Origin of the sequence: Streptomyces sp. NPDC001068 (genome assembly GCF_042897315.1) — a bacterium.
Lineage (GTDB): Bacteria > Actinomycetota > Actinomycetes > Streptomycetales > Streptomycetaceae > Streptomyces.
Map to the genome: position 1 here is coordinate 88989 of NZ_JBIAYD010000002.1, position 18485 is coordinate 107473.

The following is an 18485-nucleotide window of genomic DNA, read 5'->3' on the forward strand; positions in this document are numbered from 1 at the left end:
TCGGCCCCTAGACGCGCCACGGACGTGGACAGGGCCCACCGGATGTGTCCGGTGGGCCCTGTCCGGCAGCCCGGCGTGGCCGGGCCGCACTGCTCGCGGCGGCGGCCGCCCACGGCGTGACGGCTCGCGCGGGCGACTACTTGAGCAGGTAGCCCCTGATGACGGTCTCCTTGAAGGAGTTGCCCGCCGCGTCCTCGACGTGGACGCGCAGGCTGACCGAGCCGCCCGCGGCGCGGCGCGGGTGGTCCACCGTCACGGTGCGCTGCGTTCCGGAGCCGCTGACGCGGGCCGACCGCCAGGTCCTGCCCTCGTCGAAGGAGACCTCGGTGGTGAAGACACGGATCGCTGACGCCGGGGCGCCGGCCGTCCGCTGGATCAGCACCGGGATGTCGACCGTACGGCCGGCCTCGGCCCGGTTCCACTCGTCCAGGCGCGGTGCCATGCGGACCGCGTACAGCGGGAGCGCCTGCCTGGTCGCCGTGGTCCCGGACCGGAAGCGCCATTCCGCACGTACGCTCGTGGAAACCGAGCTGGGGGCCAGGTCACGGTCGTGCTCGACCGTCAGGCGGTAGTCGGCGGGGGTGGCGTCGGCCGGGACGTCGCTCATGCTCCAGTCCTGGGAGACCAGTTCACCGTTGCGCCACAGCTTCACCTCGGGCAGGCCGGAGGTGGTGTCGGCCACCAGGTCGAGGTTGCCGTTCGCGGCCGACTGGAAGGGACGGTACATCGTGTCGCCTTCACGGAAGGCGGCCATCTGGGAGGAGAGACCGACGGCCTGGACGCCGCCGTTCCAGCGCTCCTCGACATGGGAGCCGGCCCGGTAGCCGTGCAGGTCGCTGAGGTAGCTCTGCCCGTGCGCGTTCGGGTCGAGGAAGCTGTTCTGGTCGAAGGCCGTCTGCCACCGCAGGCCGTCGCCCGCCGAGAAGTAGTCGACGCGCCGGGCCGGGACGGGGATGCCCTCCATCGCCCGGCCGCTGAAGCGGACGTTGTCGACGTACGTCCACACGATGCGCGTGGCCGTGGTCCCGGGCGTGGTGGCGGCGAAGGTGGTGTCGACCTTCGCCAGTTCGGACCTGCTGGGGTGGTAGGCGGGATCCGCCGGGATGGCGCCGTGCACCGGCCGCGTCAGGTAGTAGACCGAGGCGGGGTTGCCGTCCGGGCCGGTCGGCTCGCCCCAGACGCTGGTGACGAGGTAGGTGAACTTCGAGTCCTTGGACCGGGCCGTGGGCACCGCGTACACGCCGTCGATGTGGTCGGTGCCGATCGCGTTGTTCATGGTGACCGAGAGCAGTTGGTCGGCCATGCTGATCGTGCCGATCTCGGCCGACATGATGCGCGCGGAGCGGCTCGGCGCCGACACCGTGACGGGCTTCGCCCGGCGGGCGTCGATGGTCACCTGGCGGTCGGCGTCCATCACGACCTGCGGCACCCCGACGATGGTGCCCTCGGTGAAGGACGCGTCGAAGTAGAAGCCGCTCACCGAGTAGGTGTCCTTCGGCAGCCGCACCACCGTGCTGCTCTTCCCGAGCGCCTCGACCTCGTACGCCTTGCCGTCGGCGGAGTTGACCAGCAGGTAGGCGTTGTCGGGTGCCGCACCGGTGCGGCTCCTCATGCCGATGCGCAGGTCGTACGACGGCTGCTCGACGTCCATGCCGAACGGGACGCGCACCGACACCCGGCCGTCCGCGGTGTCTGCCGCCACCACACCGCTGTACGCGGCGTACGGGGCGGCTTCCGGGGTGGCGGTGAGGGTGACGTCCGCTGTTCCGTGCGCGGGCACGGTGACCGTGTCGGCGCTGAGCCGGAACACTCCGGCGGGAGCCGGCACGTCCTTCTTCCCGCTGCTCGGGTTGTCCGTCACCCGCAGGGTGACCGGTGCGGCGCCCGGGTTGCGGTAGGTGATGGTCCTGGTCACCGGGGGACGGGTGCCGTCGGTCCAGCGGACCAGCCCGAAGTCCACCGAGGTGGTGTCGGCGCTGACGTCCTGGTCGACCGCGCGCGCGATGTCGACACGTCCGCTGCCCTGGAGGTAGGCGCCGTGCTCCTTGCCGCCGGTCGCGGACTGCATCAGCTGGCGCTTGACCTGCTCCGCCGTCCAGTCCGGGTGCTGCTGGAAGAGGATGGCGGCGGCACCGGTCACCTGGGGTGCGGCCATCGACGTGCCGCTCATCGCGACGTAGCCGTCGTCCGCGGTGGTGCCGCCGGCCTGGGCGGCGACGACGTTGACGCCGGGGGCGATGAGGTCCGGCTTGAGACCGGAGTCGCCCACCCGCGGGCCGACCGAGCTGAAGGAGGCGAGGTCGTCGTCCTCCTCGGCCGCTCCGACGGCCAGCGCCCGGTCGTCGGAGGCGGGCGAGGAGACCTTCCCGGGCCCGTTGTTGCCCGCCGCGGCGACGACCAGCGTGCCGTAGTCGCGGCTCACGGTGTCGACCATGGCCTCGAGGGCGTCGGTCTCCGGCGTGTCGGTGTCGCCCAGGCTCAGGTTGATCACCTTGGCGCCGTGCTGCGCCGCCCAGGCCAGTCCCTCGACGATGTCGGAGTTGTCGCAGTTGCCGTCGGCGGTGCACACCTTGCCGGACAGGATCTGCACGCCGGGCGCCACGCCCTTGAACTTGCCGTCGGAGGCCGCGCCGGAACCGGCGACCGTGGAGGTCACGTGGGTGCCGTGACCGTTGAGGTCGTCGGTGTCGGGCTCGGTGGTGAAGTTCGCGGACTCGGTGACGAGCCCCTTGAGATCCGGGTGGCCGGCGTCGTAACCGGTGTCGAGCACGGCGACCTTGACGCCGGTGCCGGTGTAGCCCTTCTCCCAGGCGTGCGGGGCGCCGATCCGCGGCACCGTGCTGTCGAGCTGGATCCTGGAGCGGCCGTCCAGCCAGACCCTGCGCACGCCCGCGCCGAAGGTGGTGGTGCCCGCCCGGCCGGGGGCGATGTCCTTCCAGAACCCGGTGGCGTCCGCGTAGTGCTCGCCGAGGGTCGCGAAGGGTGTTCCGCCGACGGGGCGGACGGCGTCGGCACCGGCGGCGGTCAACTGCCGTCGGGCGGTGGCCGCGTCACCGGCGTACTCGACGATCAGCGGCAGGCTCGACCGCTGCGCGTACTTGCCGCGGACCAGGGCGGAGACGTTGAACAGCGACTTGTCCAGGCGCCCCGTCGCGAGGAGCGGGAGGGTGTCGGCCGGTATGACGGTCCAGTCGCGGCCGCTCTGGCGCTTGATGAACGCCGTCCGTTCGCGGCCCTTGGCCGGCGCGACCGTCACACTCTGCCTGCCCGAGATGTCCGTCTCCAGCGTGACGTGGTCGCCGGTGATCAGAGTGACCTCGTGCCGGGAGGTGATCGGCGACCGGGCGGTTCCGGGCCGCGCGACCGCCTCCGTGCGCGCGTTGTGGGGGCCGTGCTCCTGGGCGGCGCCGGGGGTGGCGGTCAGACCGGCCAGGAGCGCCACGAGGGCACCGGTCACCGCCATGTGCCGAGGCCGGGGCGTGCTGCCCCCGCGACGCCACCTGCTGTTCATGTCTCTCATGGGAGGACAGCGTGGTGCCGCCGACCGGCGAGGTCAGCAGTCTGCCCTGTCCAGCAGACGTCAAGTCACCTTTACGCCAGCGCCCATACTTCGGAAAGAACGCCGAAGTGCCCATTTCGGCGGCTCGGGGACGAGCGGACAGTCCGCTTGCGTCGGCTCGGCTGCCCGCACCGTCCCGCACCCCGTTGACCAGCGACGACACGCCGCACGTCGAGGGAGCCGCGTCCGGCGGTCGTCAGGGTCGGGAGACCCGCAGGTGCCGGCGCTCGGCCAGTTCCTCCGCACCGACGATGGTCAGAATCGGGGTACCAGGAGGCGCGAACATGGTCACCACCATCTGCGAGCGCGCGTCCGGAAGGTTGTTGGCGCCCTGGTAATGGATCACGTCACCGCCCGGCTCGAACAGGGCGTCGCCGGCCTTGAGCACCCGGGGCGGCTGCCCCTCCAGCTCGAAGAGGACCTCACCCTCCGTCACATAGCCGAAGATCGGCCCGGGGTGCCGGTGCGGCGGTGCGCCCGGGTCACCGGGGTTCAGGGTGACCCTGACGGTCCTGGCCTCGGCGCCCTCCGGGATCCCGGACGCCGCGTCCGGCCGGGTCGCGATGATCTCGACCCCGGGGGGCAGGTGCGTGTGGTCGGCACTCATGTGTTCCTCCAAACAGAACTGTCATCCGCAATGACAAGACAGCCTCCCCATCTGTGACAGGCGACGCGGCGAACCCGTCCCACGGGCCGCGGCGGCTGCCGGTTCCGGGGTGGGGCACAGGTGTTCCGGTGTCAGAATCAGGCTGTGACTCCTGGAGACGAGCTCATCCTGCGGTGGTGGACCAAGCGCGCCCACTTCGTGCTGGCGGCGCTGACGGTGCTCGCGGTGGGGTCGGCGATCGCCCTCTCCCACAGCCGGGTCAGGGTGGTGGCGGGCCTTGCCGCCGCGGCCATGGTCGTCGTGTACATCGGCTGCGCGACCGTCGGGTTCCAGCGGGGGCTCGTGGCCGACCGGGGAGGGCTGCGCTTCCGGACCGTGCTGCGGTGGCGGCGCCTGGCCTGGATCGAGGTCGCCGGCATCGAGCGGGCGCAGGTGAAGTGGGCGGACAGCGGGCGCAGGGGCGAACGGCTGAGGGCGGTCGCGGTGCTGCGCGACGGATCCAGGGTCCCGCTGCCGCTGCCGTACGGAACGACGCAGCAGAAGCACCCGTTCGAGGAGGAGTTGCTGCGACTCCAAGCCGCGCACGATCGGTTCGGGGGCCGGTCCGACGGGTCGCCTGAGATCTGACGACGGTGTCGGCTTGGGCGGCACACACCTGCCGGTGATCACCTGCCGCTCTCCCGGTCGAAGACGTCTGGCGGGCCCTTCGTGACGCGGCAGGTCATGATCGCGGGCTCGTTGCGCGCACCTCCCTGCCGTGATTGGCTCGCTCGATGAACCTTCTGCTGACGGCGAGCGGCCTGCGCAACGACACCCTGCGCGACGCGCTGCGGGACATGCTGGGAAAGCCGTTCGAATCGGCGAAGGTCGTGTTCGTTCCCACGGCATCGGTCGCCGAACCCGGGGACCACGGCTGGGTTCTCCGGGACATGAACCGGCTGCACGGCCTCGGCTGGCGGGAGTTCGACATCCTGGAGCTGAACGGCCTGCCCCGGCGGACGGTGGTCGACCGGCTGCTCCACGCCGACGTCGTCTACGTCGAGGGCGGCAACCACTACCACCTCGCGCGCAGCATCACCGGCAACGGCCTGGCCGAGGGCTTCCTGGAGGCGCTGGAGAACCGGGTCTACGTGGGGGTCAGCGCCGGATCGATGATCTTCAGCCGTCACCTCACCGGGCACTCCGCCGACGTCATCGGAGACACCACGGACCTCCACGCGCTCGGCGCGACGACCGTGGAGCCGCCGTTCGGTCTCTTCGACTGGTACCTCAAGCCCCACCTGTACTCGCCGGACTTCCCCGAACGGGACGACGCCTGGGCCGACAGCATCGCCGCCCGGGCCGACTTCCCGATCTACTTCATCGACGACGAGACGGCCGTCCGAGTCCGGGACGGCCGTCCGGACGTCGTCTCGGAAGGCCGGTGGCGATTCCACCCGTGACGCGGCATCCGGCGCCCACGGAACCGTTCGGGCGCGACCCCCGTCGGCGGCGCGCGGCCGGCGGGCGGCGCACGACGGGGGCCGCGCAGAGCGGGTGACCGGGTCAGGCGGTCCTGATCGCCGGATCGGAGACGCCCGGGGCGCCCGTCTCGACATGTCCGGCGAAGCGGCGCAGGAAGGTGCTGTCCGCGTCCGAGACGACCTTGACGTCGTACCAGCGGCTCGTGGCGGTCAGGTCCACCGTGGAGGTGACGGTGGCTCCGGGACCGACCTTGAAGGTCTGGGCCGTGCCCCCGTAGGCGTTGGTCACGGTGAGGTTGACCGCGGCGGCGCCGGAGTTGGTCATGGTGAGGGCCAGGTTGCCGGTGGAGGCGACGTGCCGGGCCGTGACCTCGGGGCCGGCGGTCTTCGTCGGCCCCTTCCAGGTGCGCAGGAAGCCGTTCGGGCCCCACGCGGTGAGATTGATCTGGTTACCGGTGGAACTGCTGGTGCTCCAGGTGTCCGAGAGGGTCTTGCCCGCCTCGACGGTGTAGGGCCAGGGGCCGTCCGTGCGGTTGCCCGAGGTGGTGTGGAAGTGGGCGCCGAGCACTGGTCCGCCGGCGAAGGACAGGGTGAACTGGCCTGTGGAGACGGTGGCCTTGCCGTCCACGTAGGGGTTGTAGCCGAGGGCGCGGGTCGGCTTGGTGCCGGTCTCCTGCTTCGGCAGGGTGCCCGTGGCCGGCGGCACCGGGTGGTAGGACGGGTGGGTGTTGTGGTCCGGCGGGACGTAGCCGGCCGTCGAGGGGAGGGCGGCCGGGGAGGCGTCGGTACGGCTGAAGTCGAAGGCCGAGGTCAGGTCGCCGCAGACCGCGCGACGCCACGGGGAGATGTTGGGCTCCTGCACTCCGAAGCGCTTCTCCATGAAGCGGATCACCGAGGTGTGGTCGAAGGTCTCGGAGCAGACGTAACCGCCCTTGCTCCACGGGGAGACCACGATCATCGGGACGCGCGGGCCGAGGCCGTAAGGCCCGGCCGCGTAACCGCCGCCACCGGCGTACAGGTCCTTCGAGACGTCGGCCGTGGACAGGCCCCACGCGGCCGAGGCCGGCGGGTAGGGCGGAACCACGTGGTCGAAGAACCCGTCGTTCTCGTCGTAGGTGATGAAGAGCGCCGTCTTCGCCCATACCGCCGGGTTCGCGGTCAGCGCGTCCAGGACCTGCGAGATGTACCAGGCACCGAAGTTCACGGGCCAGTTCGGGTGCTCGCTGAAGGCCTCCGGGGCGGCGATCCACGAGACCTGGGGCAGCGTGCCGGCCGCCACGTCGGCGCGCAGCCGGTCGAAGTACCCGTCGCCCGCCTTGGCGTTGGTGCCGGTACGGGCCTTCTCGTACAGGGCGCTGCCGGGCTGGGCGTTGCGGTAGTTGTTGAAGTAGAGCAGCGAGTTGTCGCCGTAGTTGCCGCGGAAGGCGTCGCTGATCCAGCCCCAGGAACCGGCGGCGTTCAGGCCGTCTCCGATGTCCTGGTAGATCTTCCACGAGACGCCGGCCGCCTCCAGGCGCTCGGGGTACGTCTTCCAGCCGTAGCCGGCCTCCTGGTTGCCGAGGACCGGGCCGCCGCCGACGCCGTCGTTGCCGGTGTGGCCGGACCACAGGTAGTAGCGGTTCGGGTCGGTGGCCCCGATCAGCGAGCAGTGGTAGGCGTCGCACACCGTGAAGGCGTCGGCGAGGGCGTAGTGGAACGGGATGTCCTTGCGGGTCATGTACGACATGGTCGTGGTGGTCTTGGCCGGCACCCACTTGTCGTACTTGCCGTTGTTGTAGGCCTGGTGGCCACCGGCCCAGTCGTGGTTGAGGCCCTCCACGAACTGCATGCCCAGGTTGTTGGCCTGCGGGTTGAAGGGCAGGATGTCCTTCGTCCCGTTGGACTGGTAGAAGACCGACTTGCCGTTGTCCTGGAGGACCGGCCGCGGATCGCCGAAGCCGCGCACCCCCTTCATCGTCCCGAAGTACTGGTCGAAGGACCGGTTCTCCTGCATGAGGACGACGATGTGCTCGATGTCCTGGATCGTGCCGGTGGAGACCTGTGCCTGGATCGCGGCGGCTCGCGCGATGCTCTCGTTCAGGATCGCGGAAGCGGCGGTGCCGCCGGCGATCTGCAGGAACCTGCGACGATTGACTTCTGCCATGGCGTGACGACCTCTGCGGGTGAAGGGGAGTCGAGCGGCGCCCCAAGGACAGCGCCCTCCGCGTACGGGACGGAGATTGCCGTCTGACACGCGGCCGTACAGCCGGAGAATGGAAGGTCGCTCTCCGGAGGCCTGCGCAACCGACCCCAGCAGCAGGGGAATCACCGACCACGGCCAGTCCGCCCCGGGCTCCGGCCGAGGACTCCGCGGCGGTCCGGGCCGGCGGTGTCAGCCGGCCGGGAGACCGCGGGTGTACGGGTCCGGAACGCCCTCGGGGCTGATCAGCTCCGTGTCTCCCCCAGGTACTCCCGTGGTCGACGGACCGCACGAGCTGGACGGCGTCGAACTTTCCACCGGAGAAGTCCGATCCCCGTAGGCCGTGTTGGTCCCCTATTCGGCGTTGCGGCCGGTGCCCTGGAGGGGCCGGACGAAGAAGTCGTCCGGGGGACGTCGAGGCGCACGACAGAGGAGCCGATCGGCGGTTGCCGTGCCGGTCGGCTCCTCGGGTCGTGCTGTTGCGGCGCCGTCTCGTCGACTCCGGAGAGCGGAGAAGGTCAAAGTCCGCGTGCCGGTCGCCGATTCACGCGGGGTCGTGCGGGCCGCGGACGGGGCGGAGCGCGGGTCGTGTGTGCCGCGGACGGGGCGGAGCGCGGGTCGTGTGTGCCGCGGACAGGGCGGAGCGCGCTCCACGCGGACCGGCGCGATCACCGCCCGCGCGAGAGGGAAGGCTCGATCCTCGCAAGCACGTCAGGGTGCGACGGGGTGGCACAACTCGGGCGGGGCGCGGCGGAGCTGGGCGGGGATCCGCCCGACGGTGGTGCGGGGGTCGTTACTTGACTCCGTGCGCATCGCGCCGGGTGCGCCGGCCGGACCGGTTGCCCGGCCGTGCGCCGACCGGTCAGGTGATCGCCGGCGTGGTTCCGTCCGGCAGCGCGCAGGCTTCGCCGGCGTAGGCGCGGGCGACGACATGTCCGCCGGCGGCCGTGCAGTCGTCCCTGGAGATGTTCGGGTATGAGGCGGCCCCGGCGCCGGCGGCGCCGACGAGGCTCGCGCCGACGAGGGTTGCCGCGGCCAGGGCGAGGCCCAGGATTCTTCGTACGCGCATGGTGTGCTCCTCCTCCCAGGCGCCCTCGTCCGGCCTTCGGGAAGGACATGCCTCGAATCGACGGCGCCTTCCTTCTCAGCATGGGCGCTCCGCATGGGGCCCGCTCGGCAAGGCCGCGGGGCCGGGCACCGCACACCGCAGCGGGGCGGACAGGCATGAGGTGCCGGAGGGCGACTCCCCCGGTCTGTCGGTCAGCGCGGTTCGTGGGCGGCCGCCCGACAGGCACCGGTCGCGGCGCCGCCCGCCACTCCGGCCCCGGTCAGCCCCGTCACGCAAGTCTGCAGGTCTCCGACCACGCCACGGCCGCAGGCCGCCGTGACGGCGTCGGAAGCGCCGGCACCGGCCAGTTCGGCCATCTTGGTGCAGGCGGGGATGTCCGCCCGGGCCGCGGGGGCGGCGAGGACCGCACCACCGAGGGTGAGGGTCAGGCCGGTGAGAGCACCGGCGATACGGGTCGACGTGCGCATGGGACGTACCTGCCTTCCTGGTTGGCGCAGGGGCCTGTTTCCGACGGGCCGGGTCCGTACGGCGCCACCGCCGCCCGGCGCCGCGCACCGTTCCGCGCCGCGTCCGTCGAGCCGAGCCGCGCCGGCACGCGCCGGGAGACAGTCGCCAGGCTGAGGGCGAGCGCCCCGGACCGTACGAGAGGCACTCGGAACTCCCTTCGCGGGCCCCTCCCTCCAGCGTCCCATCCCCTCCCCCGCCCGTCCCGTCCAGGGCGTCCGGGCGACCGGTGGTCGTCCGGTCCGCTGCCGTCGCTCCGGCGCGGGCGGGGCCGCGACCGTGAGCGGACACCCCTTGCGATGTCGGAGCCACACTCAACCAGTTGACGCTTCAAATAAGGCATGCCTAACCTAAGTCGCTCTTGTAACCCTCCCCGCTCTCAAGAGGTGGCCAGTCATGCCCCTGCCCGATCCGTCGTCCGGTTCGCCGCTGTTCGCGGCACCGGCACCGTCGACCCCGCTCGGCCCGTTCGAGGACAGTGCCGTGGCGTGGGCGACGTGGGTGACCCTGATGGGACTGGTCGGGGTGACGACTCTGGCCCTGACGGCCGCGGGACCGGCGGCACGCCGGATCGGCGCCGACACCCTCGGCGCGGTGACGACCCGACTCGCCCGCGCGGCCTTCGCCCTGGCCCTGCTCGCGGCCGCCGCGGTGCTCACCGATCTCGCCCACTCCGAAGACGCCGGCGGATTTCACTACCGGGACGCGTGGAACCTGCTCTACGACGGCACCGGCGCGGGCCGGCTGTCCGGCCTGGAGGTGACGATGCTGCTCGTCGGCGCGGCAGTCACCGCCCCTCTCACCTTCCGTGCGGCGACGGTCGGCCGCATGCGCACGAGTCTGCTCGCGGCAGGTCTCGGCACGGGACTGATCGCCCTGGGCACCACCAAGTTCCCGGACTCGGCACCCGACGACTGGGGTCGCACCGTCTTCGAGACAGCCATGTGGATGCTCCATCTCTTCGGCGGGGCCGTCTGGTTGGGCGGACTGGCCGGACTGGCGCTGCTGGCCGTCCCCGGCGCCGTGCCGCCCACCGCACGCGCCGCCTTCTGGTCACCCGCCATCCGCCGCTTCTCCGCCGCCGCCATGGGCAGCGTCACCGCCATCACCCTGTCCGGGCTGTTCCTGTACTGGGAGCACGTCGACGGGCCGTCACAGCTGTTCACCACGATGTACGGCCGCGTCCTGGGCGTGAAGATCCTGATCTTCGGAACCCTGCTGCTGCTCGGCGTCTTCAACCAGTTCTGGCTGCACCCCCGGATCGACGCGCTGCGGGCCGGCGGTGACGAACGCCCGCTGGGCACCATCCTGCTGCGCCAGTTCCCCGCGGTGGTCACCGTCGAGACGCTCCTCGGCATGGCGCTCCTCTTCGTCGCGCCGTTCCTGCACGGCTCGGCGCGCAACCAGGCGTTCCAGGCCGAGACGGCGAAGCACTCCGCGACCGTGATCCCGCAGGAGGACCTGCCGAGGATCGCCGACAAGGCCGCCGGCCTCTCCACCTGGGTGCTGGGAAGCACCGAGACCCTCGTCCTCATCGCCCTGATGATCGGCGGTTACTGGTACTCGGGAGTGCTGGCCCGGCGACGCACGGCCGCCGTCGCCGGACACGAGCCCACGCCCGGCGATCTCGTCGAAGCCTGAACTCCCCGGAGCGGCACGAACGATCCGGTATCGGCCGGACCGCCCCGGGGGCTCTCGCACCACCACTCCCACTCCCGGCGGCCGGAACATGTCCCGTATCGCATATATGACGTATGTGGCAATATGTCGTGTGTGGCTTTTGGTGCTGCCCACAGGCGAGAGGAGTTCACCATGATCGCCAGGCTGCTCGGCAAGCTGTCCTTCACGCGCCACTACGGCGCGTACGGGGCCCACGAATGGGACGCGTACGCCGGTGACGACTAGGGACTGATCTCACTGCCGGCGGGCACCGAGGGCGCCCGTCGGCTTCGAGCGTTCATCCGGACGACATCGGCCTGGACAGGCGCTGGAGCCAGGGACGTTCTCATGGGCGGAAGGAACGAGCCGCCTCGGCTGGCCGGAGGCAGCTTCGCGGCCTGGAGCCGCGACCGGCTGGCGTGCGCCCGCCGCGGCGCCGAGGAGTGCGGAGACGTATGGCAACTGGAGCCGGGGGTCTACGTGGCCGCCGCTGCCGGGCCGTGCGAGGCCGTCCTGCGGCGCGCGCAGGACTTCCCCAAGGCGTCCGCGCCGCTCTTCCCGCCGCTGAAGCGCCCGGAGGGGGCACCGACACCCGAGCAGCGTTCGTACGCTCACGCGGCGCGCATGCGTGGACTTCGGGCACAGGCGGTCGCGGACCGGGTCGGTGAGATCGCACCCCGGACCGCCCGTTTCGCCGGCCATCTGCCCACCCTCCAGGACGTGGAGATTCTGCCCCTGGTACGGCACGCCCTGGCGGACATCGGCGTGAGCTACCTCTTCTCCGAAGACGCTCCCGCCCTGCTGCCGTACGCCTCGCAGCTCTTCCTGGCCAGGGAGGCCCTGGTGCGCCCCTCGCGGTGGATGTGGCCACGCTGGGTCCCCACGCCGGCCCGCCGGTTCCGTACCCGGCAGCAGATCGCCTTCACCGACGCCCTGCGGCCCGTCGTGCGGCGACGCCGCTCGTCGGGCCGACTCGGTGACGACATGCTGGGCCAGATGCTCCGGCCCTCCCCGCACTACGGCCTGCTGCCGGAAGAGGCCGTCCTCGACACGCTCCCCGGCATCACCGTCGCCACTTTCGAGACCCCGTCCCGGGCCGCCGGATGGATCCTGCTGCACCTGGCCCGGCACCCCCGGGCCGCCGACCGGGTCGCGGCCGAAGCCGCCTCGCTGCCCGCGGACCCGGCCGCGACGACCAGCGCCCACCTCGGTGGTCTGCCGTACACCCAGGCAGTGGTGAGCGAGGTCCTCCGGCTCTACCCGCCGAGCTGGCTGCTGACACGGCGTGCCGCCCGACAGACCCAGCTCGCCGACTACACCATCGACGCCGGGTCCACCGTTCTCGTCTGCCCGTACACCGCCCACCGGGACGCACGGGAGTACGACGAGCCGGACCGGTTTCGGCCGGAGCGCTGGCTCGGTGATCCGGACTCGCCGGCGGGACCGGGGGTCTTCCTCGCCTTCGGCACGGGGCCGCACGGCTGCGAGGGAGCCGCCCTGGCCATGACGATGCTGACGCTCCTGACCGCGCAGACCGCCCGCCGCTGCCACTTGAGCGAGCCCCCCGGACCGGAGCCCGGCTACCAGGTCAGCACCCTCGAGGGCCTCGCGACGGTCGGCCTGCGGCTGCGCGCCACCGTGCGCGACTGACGGCGGCCCTGGGCGTCGGCCACTGAACGGCCCTGGGCGTCGGCCACTGAACACGCGGTTCAGACCGGTTCACGGTGCGCTCACCGTGTGTCACCCGCGGAACTCCTCGGCGAGCAGGCCCATCAGGACGAGGTCGTGATGCCGGCCGGCGAAGAAGACGTGTTTCCGCAAGCGCCCCTCCTCGGTGAAGCCGAGCCGCCGGAAGAGGGCCAGCGACGCCTCGTTGTGGGCGAGGACCGCGGCGAGGCACTTGTGATAGCGCCGCTCGCCGAACATGTAGCGCAGCAGCAACTCCACCGCTTCTGTCGCATATCCCCGACGTCGATGTTCCGCGCCGATCCTGACCTCGCACTCGAACCAGCCCGAACGACGGCCGGTGCGATGCGAACCGACGGTGCCGACCGATTCTCCGGTGGCCGTCGCCTCCACCACCAGCAGGAAGCGGTCGTCATCGCATTCGGCGACGGCCTGTTCCCTCGCCCCGACACGGTGGCTCTCGGCGGACCGTGGCAGATCCAGCCCGCTGCCTGGCCACCCGTCGTCCTCCGCGAAGCGCATGAACGCCGTCCAGTCGTCGGGCTCCACAGCGCGCAGACGTACCCGATGACCGGTCCAGGACGATGCCATGTCTCATTTGATCACGCTGCCGTGCGCACACGACCCGAAGGCACACCGCGACGGAGTCCCGGGACGGGAGCCCTGCCGCTGTTACGCTGATTGTTCGACGTCATTGCCCGTCACCGCGCGCCCGCCGTGACGCCGGCCTGAAGGTCCGGAACTCCACTCCGCAGGGAGGCCGGGGTGAAAACATTCGCCGATCTTTCCCGGTGCGCGGGACACCCACAGCGCGCGTCCCTCGCTCCGATGGCGTTCCCGATGCACCGCGAGGCAGCACTCGGCCACGACCCGACCCCCGCCGCGGCCCGGCACGACCGGGTGCCGCGATCCGCGGCCGCCGGCCCCGTGCGGGCGAACCCGGCCGACCGGCCCGAGGCACGGCACCCGTCGGCGGCGGCCCCACCGTCATGACCGGGGCCGACGACCTCCACACGTTCCGGCGCGAGGGCCGCATCGTGGTGGTCGGGGCTTCGCTGGCGGGGCTGCGGGCCGCGGAGACGCTGCGCGACGAGGGATTCACCGGGTCGCTGACCATGATCGGTGACGAGTCGGGCGAGCCCTACGACCGGCCGCCGCTGTCCAAACAGGTGCTGACCGGGTGGGTGCCGGCCGACGGCACCGCTCTGCCCCGGCGGCGTGCCGTCGACGCGCGGTGGCTGCGGGGCGTGCCCGCCAGTGGCCTGGACCTGGTGACGAAGCACGTCCGCCTCGCCGACGGACGGGAGGTTCCCTTCGACAGGGCGCTGATCTGCACCGGGGTCAGGGCCCGGCCCTGGCCCGTGGCGTCGGAGGCGGCCCTGGACGGCGTGTTCGTCGTACGCACGCGCGAGCACGCCGAGCGACTGCGGCGGGCCCTCGCCGCCGGGCCGTCCCGCGTACTGGTCATCGGCGCCGGATTCACCGGCTCCGAGATCGCCTCCGTCTGCCGCGAGCTGGACATCGCGGTCACCGTCGCCGAACTCGCGCCGGCCCCGCTGGCCGGGGCGCTCGGCACCGTGATCGGCGAAGTGGCGGCCGGCCTGCAGCGCACCCATGGTGTCGACCTGCGGTGCGGCGTCGACGTGACCCGGCTGGAGGGCGACGCGCGGGGCCGGTTTCGCCGCGCTCACTTCGCCGACGGCAGTACGGTCGACGCCGGCGTCGTGGTCGTGGCCTTCGGGAGCATCCCCAACACCGAGTGGCTGCGGAACTCCGGACTGGCGGCGGACGGGTGGGGAGTCACCTGTGACGCGGGGTGCCGTGCCCTGGGCGTCGACGGCCGTGTCGCCGACGGCGTCTTCGCCGCGGGTGACGTGGCCCGTTGCCCGAGTCCGACCTACGCACGCCCACTCGTCTCACTGGAGCACTGGGCCAACGCCGTCGCGCAGGCAGAGGTCGCGGCACACAACATGGTCAGCTCCGGCACGGACCGCCGGACCCACCTGTCCGTCCCGATGTTCTGGTCGAGCCAGTTCGGCGTCAACATCAAATCCGTCGGCGTGCCCGCCGTCGCCGACGAAGTGGTCGTCGCCCAAGGATCGCTGGAGGACCACCGCTTCGTCGCCGCATACGGCTACCGGGGACACGTCACCGCCGCGGTGAGCTTCAACAACGGCAAGTGGCTGCACCACTACCGCCGGCTGGTCGAGACGGCCGCACCTTTCCCGCCTCCCGGTCCCACACCGGACCGGCCGCCGGACACGAATCCGCTCCCCGTCCGCTTCCCCGGCCCCGCCGCGCTCGCGCCGGGTGCCACGCCGGTCGTCACCGGCCATGACCCGGGTGAACACCGCCGCACACCTCCGCACCAGGACCGGCGAGCACATCCCCATCGGTCAGGCCACGAGGACGCAAACGGGGACGGGCACGGGCAGAAGGGCCGCCGGGGGACCATGCCCGGAACGCTGCGACGGATCTTCGACTGCTCGGCCCGGGCCGACCCCTACCCGCTGTACGCCGAGTTGCGCAGGACTCCGGTGGCCCTGCAGGAGGACGGCAGCTACGTCATCAGCACCTATCGCGAGATCAAGGACGTCCTCAACGACCCGCATCTGAGTTCCGACGTCCGCAACCTGTCGAGCCCGATGCCTCCGGCCGAGGGAGGAGCCGCGTCGTCGTTCATCCACATGGACTCCCCCGGGCACGACCGCCTCCGGCGCCTGGCGACCCGTCACTTCGGCCCTCCGCACACCCCGGGTCTGGTGAACGGCTTCGAAGGCTTCCTGACCACCACCATCGGTGGCCTGATCGACGAACTGGCGGGCAGGGAGCGGATCGACGTCGTCGACGACTTCGCCGTCCCGCTCCCCGTCACCGTGACCTGCCGCCTGCTCGGGGTGCCTTCCGAGGACGAGCCGATGTTCCACCTGTGGGTGAGGGACCTCATGGACTCGGTCGACTACGACCCCGAGACCGATCCGAAGGAGAAACGGGACAAGGGCGTACGGGCGCGCAGGGATCTACGCCGGTGCCTCGCCGACCTGGTGGAACGGAGCCATCGTCGGCCGGGAGACGGCCTGCTCTCACGGCTGGCCAACGACGACGGGCCCGACGGCCGGATGGCCGACGACGACATCGTCGCCACCGCCAAACTGCTCCTCGTCGCCGGCCACGAGACGACCGTCAACCTCATCGCCAACGGCATGCTGACGCTGCTGCGCCACCCGCACGTGCTGCGACGGCTGCGCGACGAACCGCGCCTCGTCGTGCCGCTGGTCGAGGAACTGCTGCGCTACGAACCGCCGGTGCAGATCATTCCCTGGCGGGCCGCGTACAGCGACATCACGGTCGCCGACACCGTCATCCCCCGGGGCTCGCAGATCATGCTCATGCTGGCCTCGGGCAGCCGCGATCCGCGACGCTTCCACGATCCCGACCGCTTCGACCCGGATCGGCGCGACAACCAGCATCTCGGGTTCGGCAGCGGCATCCACCTGTGCTTCGGTGCCCCGCTGGCCCGCCGGGAGACCCAGATCGCGCTGACCGAACTGGCACGGCGACTCGACCACCCCCGGCTGATAACCGACCCACCGCCGTACCGGCCCAGCCCCGTTCTCCGGGGGCCGATCCACCTGAGAATCAAGCAGGGTTACGGCTGACGGGACACCGGAGGCCAACCGCAGGACCGATCCGTGCGAGCGCTCGGGCCGCACTCCCCGAGGCAACCGGCACGAGGCAGCGACCGGGACCGAGCGGACGCCCGGCACGAGGCGGCGACCGGACCGGGCGGGCGCGACCCCCTCGTGGCAGAAGATCCCGGCCCGCATCGCACCGCAAGAGACCTCGTCAGGAGTTCTTGGGCTGCTGCAGGTTCGACCGGTGGGGCGCGAACAGCCAGTCCGCGTGCGGGCCCAGGCGCGCGTCGACCGGTTCCGATCCTCGCCGGACCGCGTCGACGTAGGCACGGTCGGCGGCGATGCGAGCCGCCACCTCGGGGCCCGTGCCGACGGCGCCGTGGCCGGGGATCACGACATCGGCACGAGCGGCGGCCTCACCCAGCCGGTCGAGCGCGGCCTCGTAGGCTCCCACCTGGCCGTCCTGGCGAATGTCGAAGAGCGGGATCAGGACGTCGGAGAGCATGTCGCCGGCCAGCAGGACGCCTCGGTCCGCCAGGAGGACCGCGGCGTGGCCCATGGCGTGCGCCTGGTGCTCGATGATCTCGCCCGGCACCGGTCCGCCGTCCGCGGGCAGCGGGGTGACCAGTGCGACCAGGTCGAGCGGGACGCCTGCCGCGCTCTCCGCCGCCATGGCCTGCGCCCGCTCCCGCGCCTGGCCGGCCACGCGGGCGGCGGCCGGGGTGGCGTAGCGCGGCACATCGCCGAACCGGGAATGCCAGAGGAGGTGGTCCCAGTGGGGGTGAGTGGCGAACCCGGCGATGACCGGAACACCGAGTGCATCGACGTCATCGGCGAGTCGGTCCAACTCGGAGCCGTTGATGCCGGGATCGATCATGATCAGACCGTCCTCCCCGCGCACCACGACGGAATTGGACCAGACCCACTCGCTCTGCCGGACCCAGACGCCGTCGGCCACCTGCTGCAGCTTGCCCATCTCCACTCCCATCCGCCGGTTGCAGAGCTCGGACTGTGATCCGCGGTCGAAATCATCGCTCCGCGCACCGGATCCGAAACACACACCGGCAGGACGGACACAGGCCCATGGCCGGTGGCCTGTGGCGAAGGCGAGTGAGTGATCCCGCCTGTTACGGAACCTGGTGGGCCTTCGCCGTCGCCCGTGCCCCGGCGGCCCTCAGGGTTTCGGCCGTGTCGGGGTGGGGACCGTTCTCCGCCCAGTCCAGCGGTGACCAGCCTACGCCGTGGTCTTCGCGAAGGCCGGGATCGGCGCCGTGCGCCAACAGTTCCCGGACCGTCGCGACGTGCCCCCAGCAGGCAGCGGCGCACAACGGCGTGCCCTCCGAGCCGGGGCCGCTGCTCTCGGCGTCGGGAGAGGCCCCGGCCTCCATGAGCAGTCGGGCCACCTCGGCCTCGCCCTGTACGGATGCCAGGTACAGCGGAGTGGTGCCGTCGGTGTTCCTCCTCGCCGGATCCGCCCCCCGGCGCAGCAGGTCCTTCACGCTCGTGGCGTCAGCCGACAGGACCGCCTCGAAAAGGCGGTGGGAGAGCTTCTTCTGCTGCCGCTGCTTCATGGCCGATGAGACTAGTACGCCCGCCGCAGGTAGTGATCTTCATGGTGAAGGAACCGAGATGCCACCCCGATGGAGAGCCACTGGCCCGCCTTGGGGATGCTGGGCGGATGCAGATGACAGGTGGGGCGAATTTCCCGACAACGCTCTTCGGTGAGGGACGGCTCAACGCGACCTGGCCGTTCGGCGTACTCACCGTCGACCCGGGGCGACTGCGCCTGAGGATGCGCCTGTTCGCTCCCATGTGGCAGCTGTCCGGAGCGCGTCCGCTGGACGGCACACCGGAGGACATCGTCGAGATTTTCCCCTGCCGCGGCCGCCTTGCTACACAAGGTGTCGGATTCCGCACCGTCCAGGGCCACCGCTACTTCTTCTGGACCCACGCCACGGCGACGGTCCTCGACGCCTGTCGCCGAGAAGGATTCACGGTATCGGCCGAGGTACAGAAGATGTGACCGCCGACGGTCTCTCCCCGCGGCGCAACTGCGCCATGGCACAAGACCGCCGCGTGCGACCCCTTGAACGACGGCAGGGGCGGCCGGAGGATCCAGTGATC

General features: G+C 71.5%; 14 protein-coding genes and 1 pseudogene. 7 read left to right on the forward strand and 8 right to left on the reverse strand.

What is annotated here, in order from left to right:
• Positions 1-136: 136 nt before the first annotated feature.
• Positions 137-3463 (reverse strand): S8 family serine peptidase, encoded by a 3327-nt coding sequence (locus ACFY3I_RS05760; protein WP_390859504.1) that lies wholly within the window; start codon positions 3461-3463, stop codon positions 137-139.
• Between the two features lie 292 nt (positions 3464-3755).
• The gene (locus tag ACFY3I_RS05765; RefSeq protein ID WP_365289199.1) at positions 3756-4166 is read right to left on the reverse strand and encodes a cupin domain-containing protein; all 411 of its coding nucleotides are present in this window, start codon (positions 4164-4166) and stop codon (positions 3756-3758) included.
• Between the two features lie 144 nt (positions 4167-4310).
• Between ACFY3I_RS05765 and ACFY3I_RS05770 the strand changes: the two genes are divergently transcribed.
• A complete protein-coding gene (locus ACFY3I_RS05770; RefSeq protein ID WP_390859505.1) occupies positions 4311-4793 on the forward strand; it encodes a PH domain-containing protein in 483 nt (160 codons plus the stop codon).
• 146 nt (positions 4794-4939) lie between these two features.
• Entirely contained in the window at positions 4940-5608 is a 669-nt protein-coding gene (locus ACFY3I_RS05775; RefSeq protein ID WP_390859506.1) for a Type 1 glutamine amidotransferase-like domain-containing protein, read from the forward strand.
• Positions 5609-5711: 103 nt separating this feature from the next.
• On the opposite strand, the gene ACFY3I_RS05780 is transcribed toward ACFY3I_RS05775, so the two are convergent.
• The 3 genes from ACFY3I_RS05780 to ACFY3I_RS05790 all read right to left on the reverse strand — a co-directional run bounded on the left by ACFY3I_RS05780 (position 5712) and on the right by ACFY3I_RS05790 (position 9344).
• Entirely contained in the window at positions 5712-7772 is a 2061-nt protein-coding gene (locus ACFY3I_RS05780) for a phosphocholine-specific phospholipase C (protein WP_390859507.1), read from the reverse strand.
• An 898-nt stretch (positions 7773-8670) separates the two neighbouring features.
• Entirely contained in the window at positions 8671-8877 is a 207-nt protein-coding gene (locus ACFY3I_RS05785) for a hypothetical protein (protein WP_390859508.1), read from the reverse strand.
• 191 nt (positions 8878-9068) lie between these two features.
• Positions 9069-9344 carry a hypothetical protein gene (locus ACFY3I_RS05790; protein ID WP_390859509.1) on the reverse strand — a complete coding sequence of 92 codons (276 nt, stop codon included), beginning with the start codon at positions 9342-9344 and terminating at the stop codon, positions 9069-9071.
• A gap of 433 nt (positions 9345-9777) precedes the next feature.
• On the opposite strand from ACFY3I_RS05790, the gene ACFY3I_RS05795 reads away from it, so the two are divergent.
• On the forward strand, positions 9778-11022 hold the full coding sequence (locus tag ACFY3I_RS05795; protein ID WP_390859510.1) for a copper resistance D family protein: 1245 nt from the start codon (positions 9778-9780) through the stop codon (positions 11020-11022).
• Positions 11023-11388: 366 nt separating this feature from the next.
• On the forward strand, positions 11389-12690 hold the full coding sequence (locus ACFY3I_RS05800; protein WP_390859511.1) for a cytochrome P450: 1302 nt from the start codon (positions 11389-11391) through the stop codon (positions 12688-12690).
• Positions 12691-12780: 90 nt separating this feature from the next.
• Here the strand turns inward: ACFY3I_RS05800 and ACFY3I_RS05805 are convergent, their stop codons facing one another.
• Entirely contained in the window at positions 12781-13317 is a 537-nt protein-coding gene (locus ACFY3I_RS05805) for a GNAT family N-acetyltransferase (RefSeq protein ID WP_390859512.1), read from the reverse strand.
• Between the two features lie 398 nt (positions 13318-13715).
• Here ACFY3I_RS05805 and ACFY3I_RS05810 point away from each other — a divergent pair.
• Both ACFY3I_RS05810 and ACFY3I_RS05815 read left to right on the forward strand, forming a co-directional pair.
• A pseudogene (locus ACFY3I_RS05810) lies at positions 13716-15080 on the forward strand (NAD(P)/FAD-dependent oxidoreductase); the annotation flags it as partial.
• 99 nt (positions 15081-15179) lie between these two features.
• A complete protein-coding gene (locus ACFY3I_RS05815) occupies positions 15180-16385 on the forward strand; it encodes a cytochrome P450 (RefSeq protein WP_390860089.1) in 1206 nt (401 codons plus the stop codon).
• A 187-nt stretch (positions 16386-16572) separates the two neighbouring features.
• On the opposite strand, the gene ACFY3I_RS05820 is transcribed toward ACFY3I_RS05815, so the two are convergent.
• Both ACFY3I_RS05820 and ACFY3I_RS05825 read right to left on the reverse strand, forming a co-directional pair.
• On the reverse strand, positions 16573-17337 hold the full coding sequence (locus ACFY3I_RS05820; protein ID WP_390859513.1) for an MBL fold metallo-hydrolase: 765 nt from the start codon (positions 17335-17337) through the stop codon (positions 16573-16575).
• A gap of 151 nt (positions 17338-17488) precedes the next feature.
• Positions 17489-17932 (reverse strand): ankyrin repeat domain-containing protein, encoded by a 444-nt coding sequence (locus ACFY3I_RS05825; protein WP_390859514.1) that lies wholly within the window; start codon positions 17930-17932, stop codon positions 17489-17491.
• 41 nt (positions 17933-17973) lie between these two features.
• Here ACFY3I_RS05825 and ACFY3I_RS05830 point away from each other — a divergent pair, with 41 nt between their 5' ends.
• Positions 17974-18384, forward strand: coding sequence for a hypothetical protein (locus ACFY3I_RS05830; protein ID WP_390859515.1), 411 nt, complete (start codon positions 17974-17976; stop codon positions 18382-18384).
• Positions 18385-18485 lie beyond the last annotated feature (101 nt).

Bases quoted from the DNA above. Each gene is read 5' to 3' on its own strand.
- ACFY3I_RS05760 (WP_390859504.1), bottom strand. From the start codon at position 3,463: ATGGCGGTGACCGGTGCCCTCGTGGCGCTCCTGGCCGGTCTGACCGCC.
- ACFY3I_RS05765 (WP_365289199.1), bottom strand. From the start codon at position 4,166: ATGAGTGCCGACCACACGCACCTGCCCCCCGGGGTCGAGATCATCGCG.
- ACFY3I_RS05775 (WP_390859506.1), top strand. From the start codon at position 4,940: ATGAACCTTCTGCTGACGGCGAGCGGCCTGCGCAACGACACCCTGCGC.
- ACFY3I_RS05780 (WP_390859507.1), bottom strand. From the start codon at position 7,772: ATGGCAGAAGTCAATCGTCGCAGGTTCCTGCAGATCGCCGGCGGCACC.
- ACFY3I_RS05785 (WP_390859508.1), bottom strand. From the start codon at position 8,877: ATGCGCGTACGAAGAATCCTGGGCCTCGCCCTGGCCGCGGCAACCCTC.
- ACFY3I_RS05790 (WP_390859509.1), bottom strand. From the start codon at position 9,344: ATGCGCACGTCGACCCGTATCGCCGGTGCTCTCACCGGCCTGACCCTC.
- ACFY3I_RS05795 (WP_390859510.1), top strand. From the start codon at position 9,778: ATGCCCCTGCCCGATCCGTCGTCCGGTTCGCCGCTGTTCGCGGCACCG.
- ACFY3I_RS05800 (WP_390859511.1), top strand. From the start codon at position 11,389: ATGGGCGGAAGGAACGAGCCGCCTCGGCTGGCCGGAGGCAGCTTCGCG.
- ACFY3I_RS05805 (WP_390859512.1), bottom strand. From the start codon at position 13,317: ATGGCATCGTCCTGGACCGGTCATCGGGTACGTCTGCGCGCTGTGGAG.
- ACFY3I_RS05815 (WP_390860089.1), top strand. From the start codon at position 15,180: ATGCCCGGAACGCTGCGACGGATCTTCGACTGCTCGGCCCGGGCCGAC.
- ACFY3I_RS05820 (WP_390859513.1), bottom strand. From the start codon at position 17,337: ATGGGCAAGCTGCAGCAGGTGGCCGACGGCGTCTGGGTCCGGCAGAGC.
- ACFY3I_RS05825 (WP_390859514.1), bottom strand. From the start codon at position 17,932: ATGAAGCAGCGGCAGCAGAAGAAGCTCTCCCACCGCCTTTTCGAGGCG.
- ACFY3I_RS05830 (WP_390859515.1), top strand. From the start codon at position 17,974: ATGGTGAAGGAACCGAGATGCCACCCCGATGGAGAGCCACTGGCCCGC.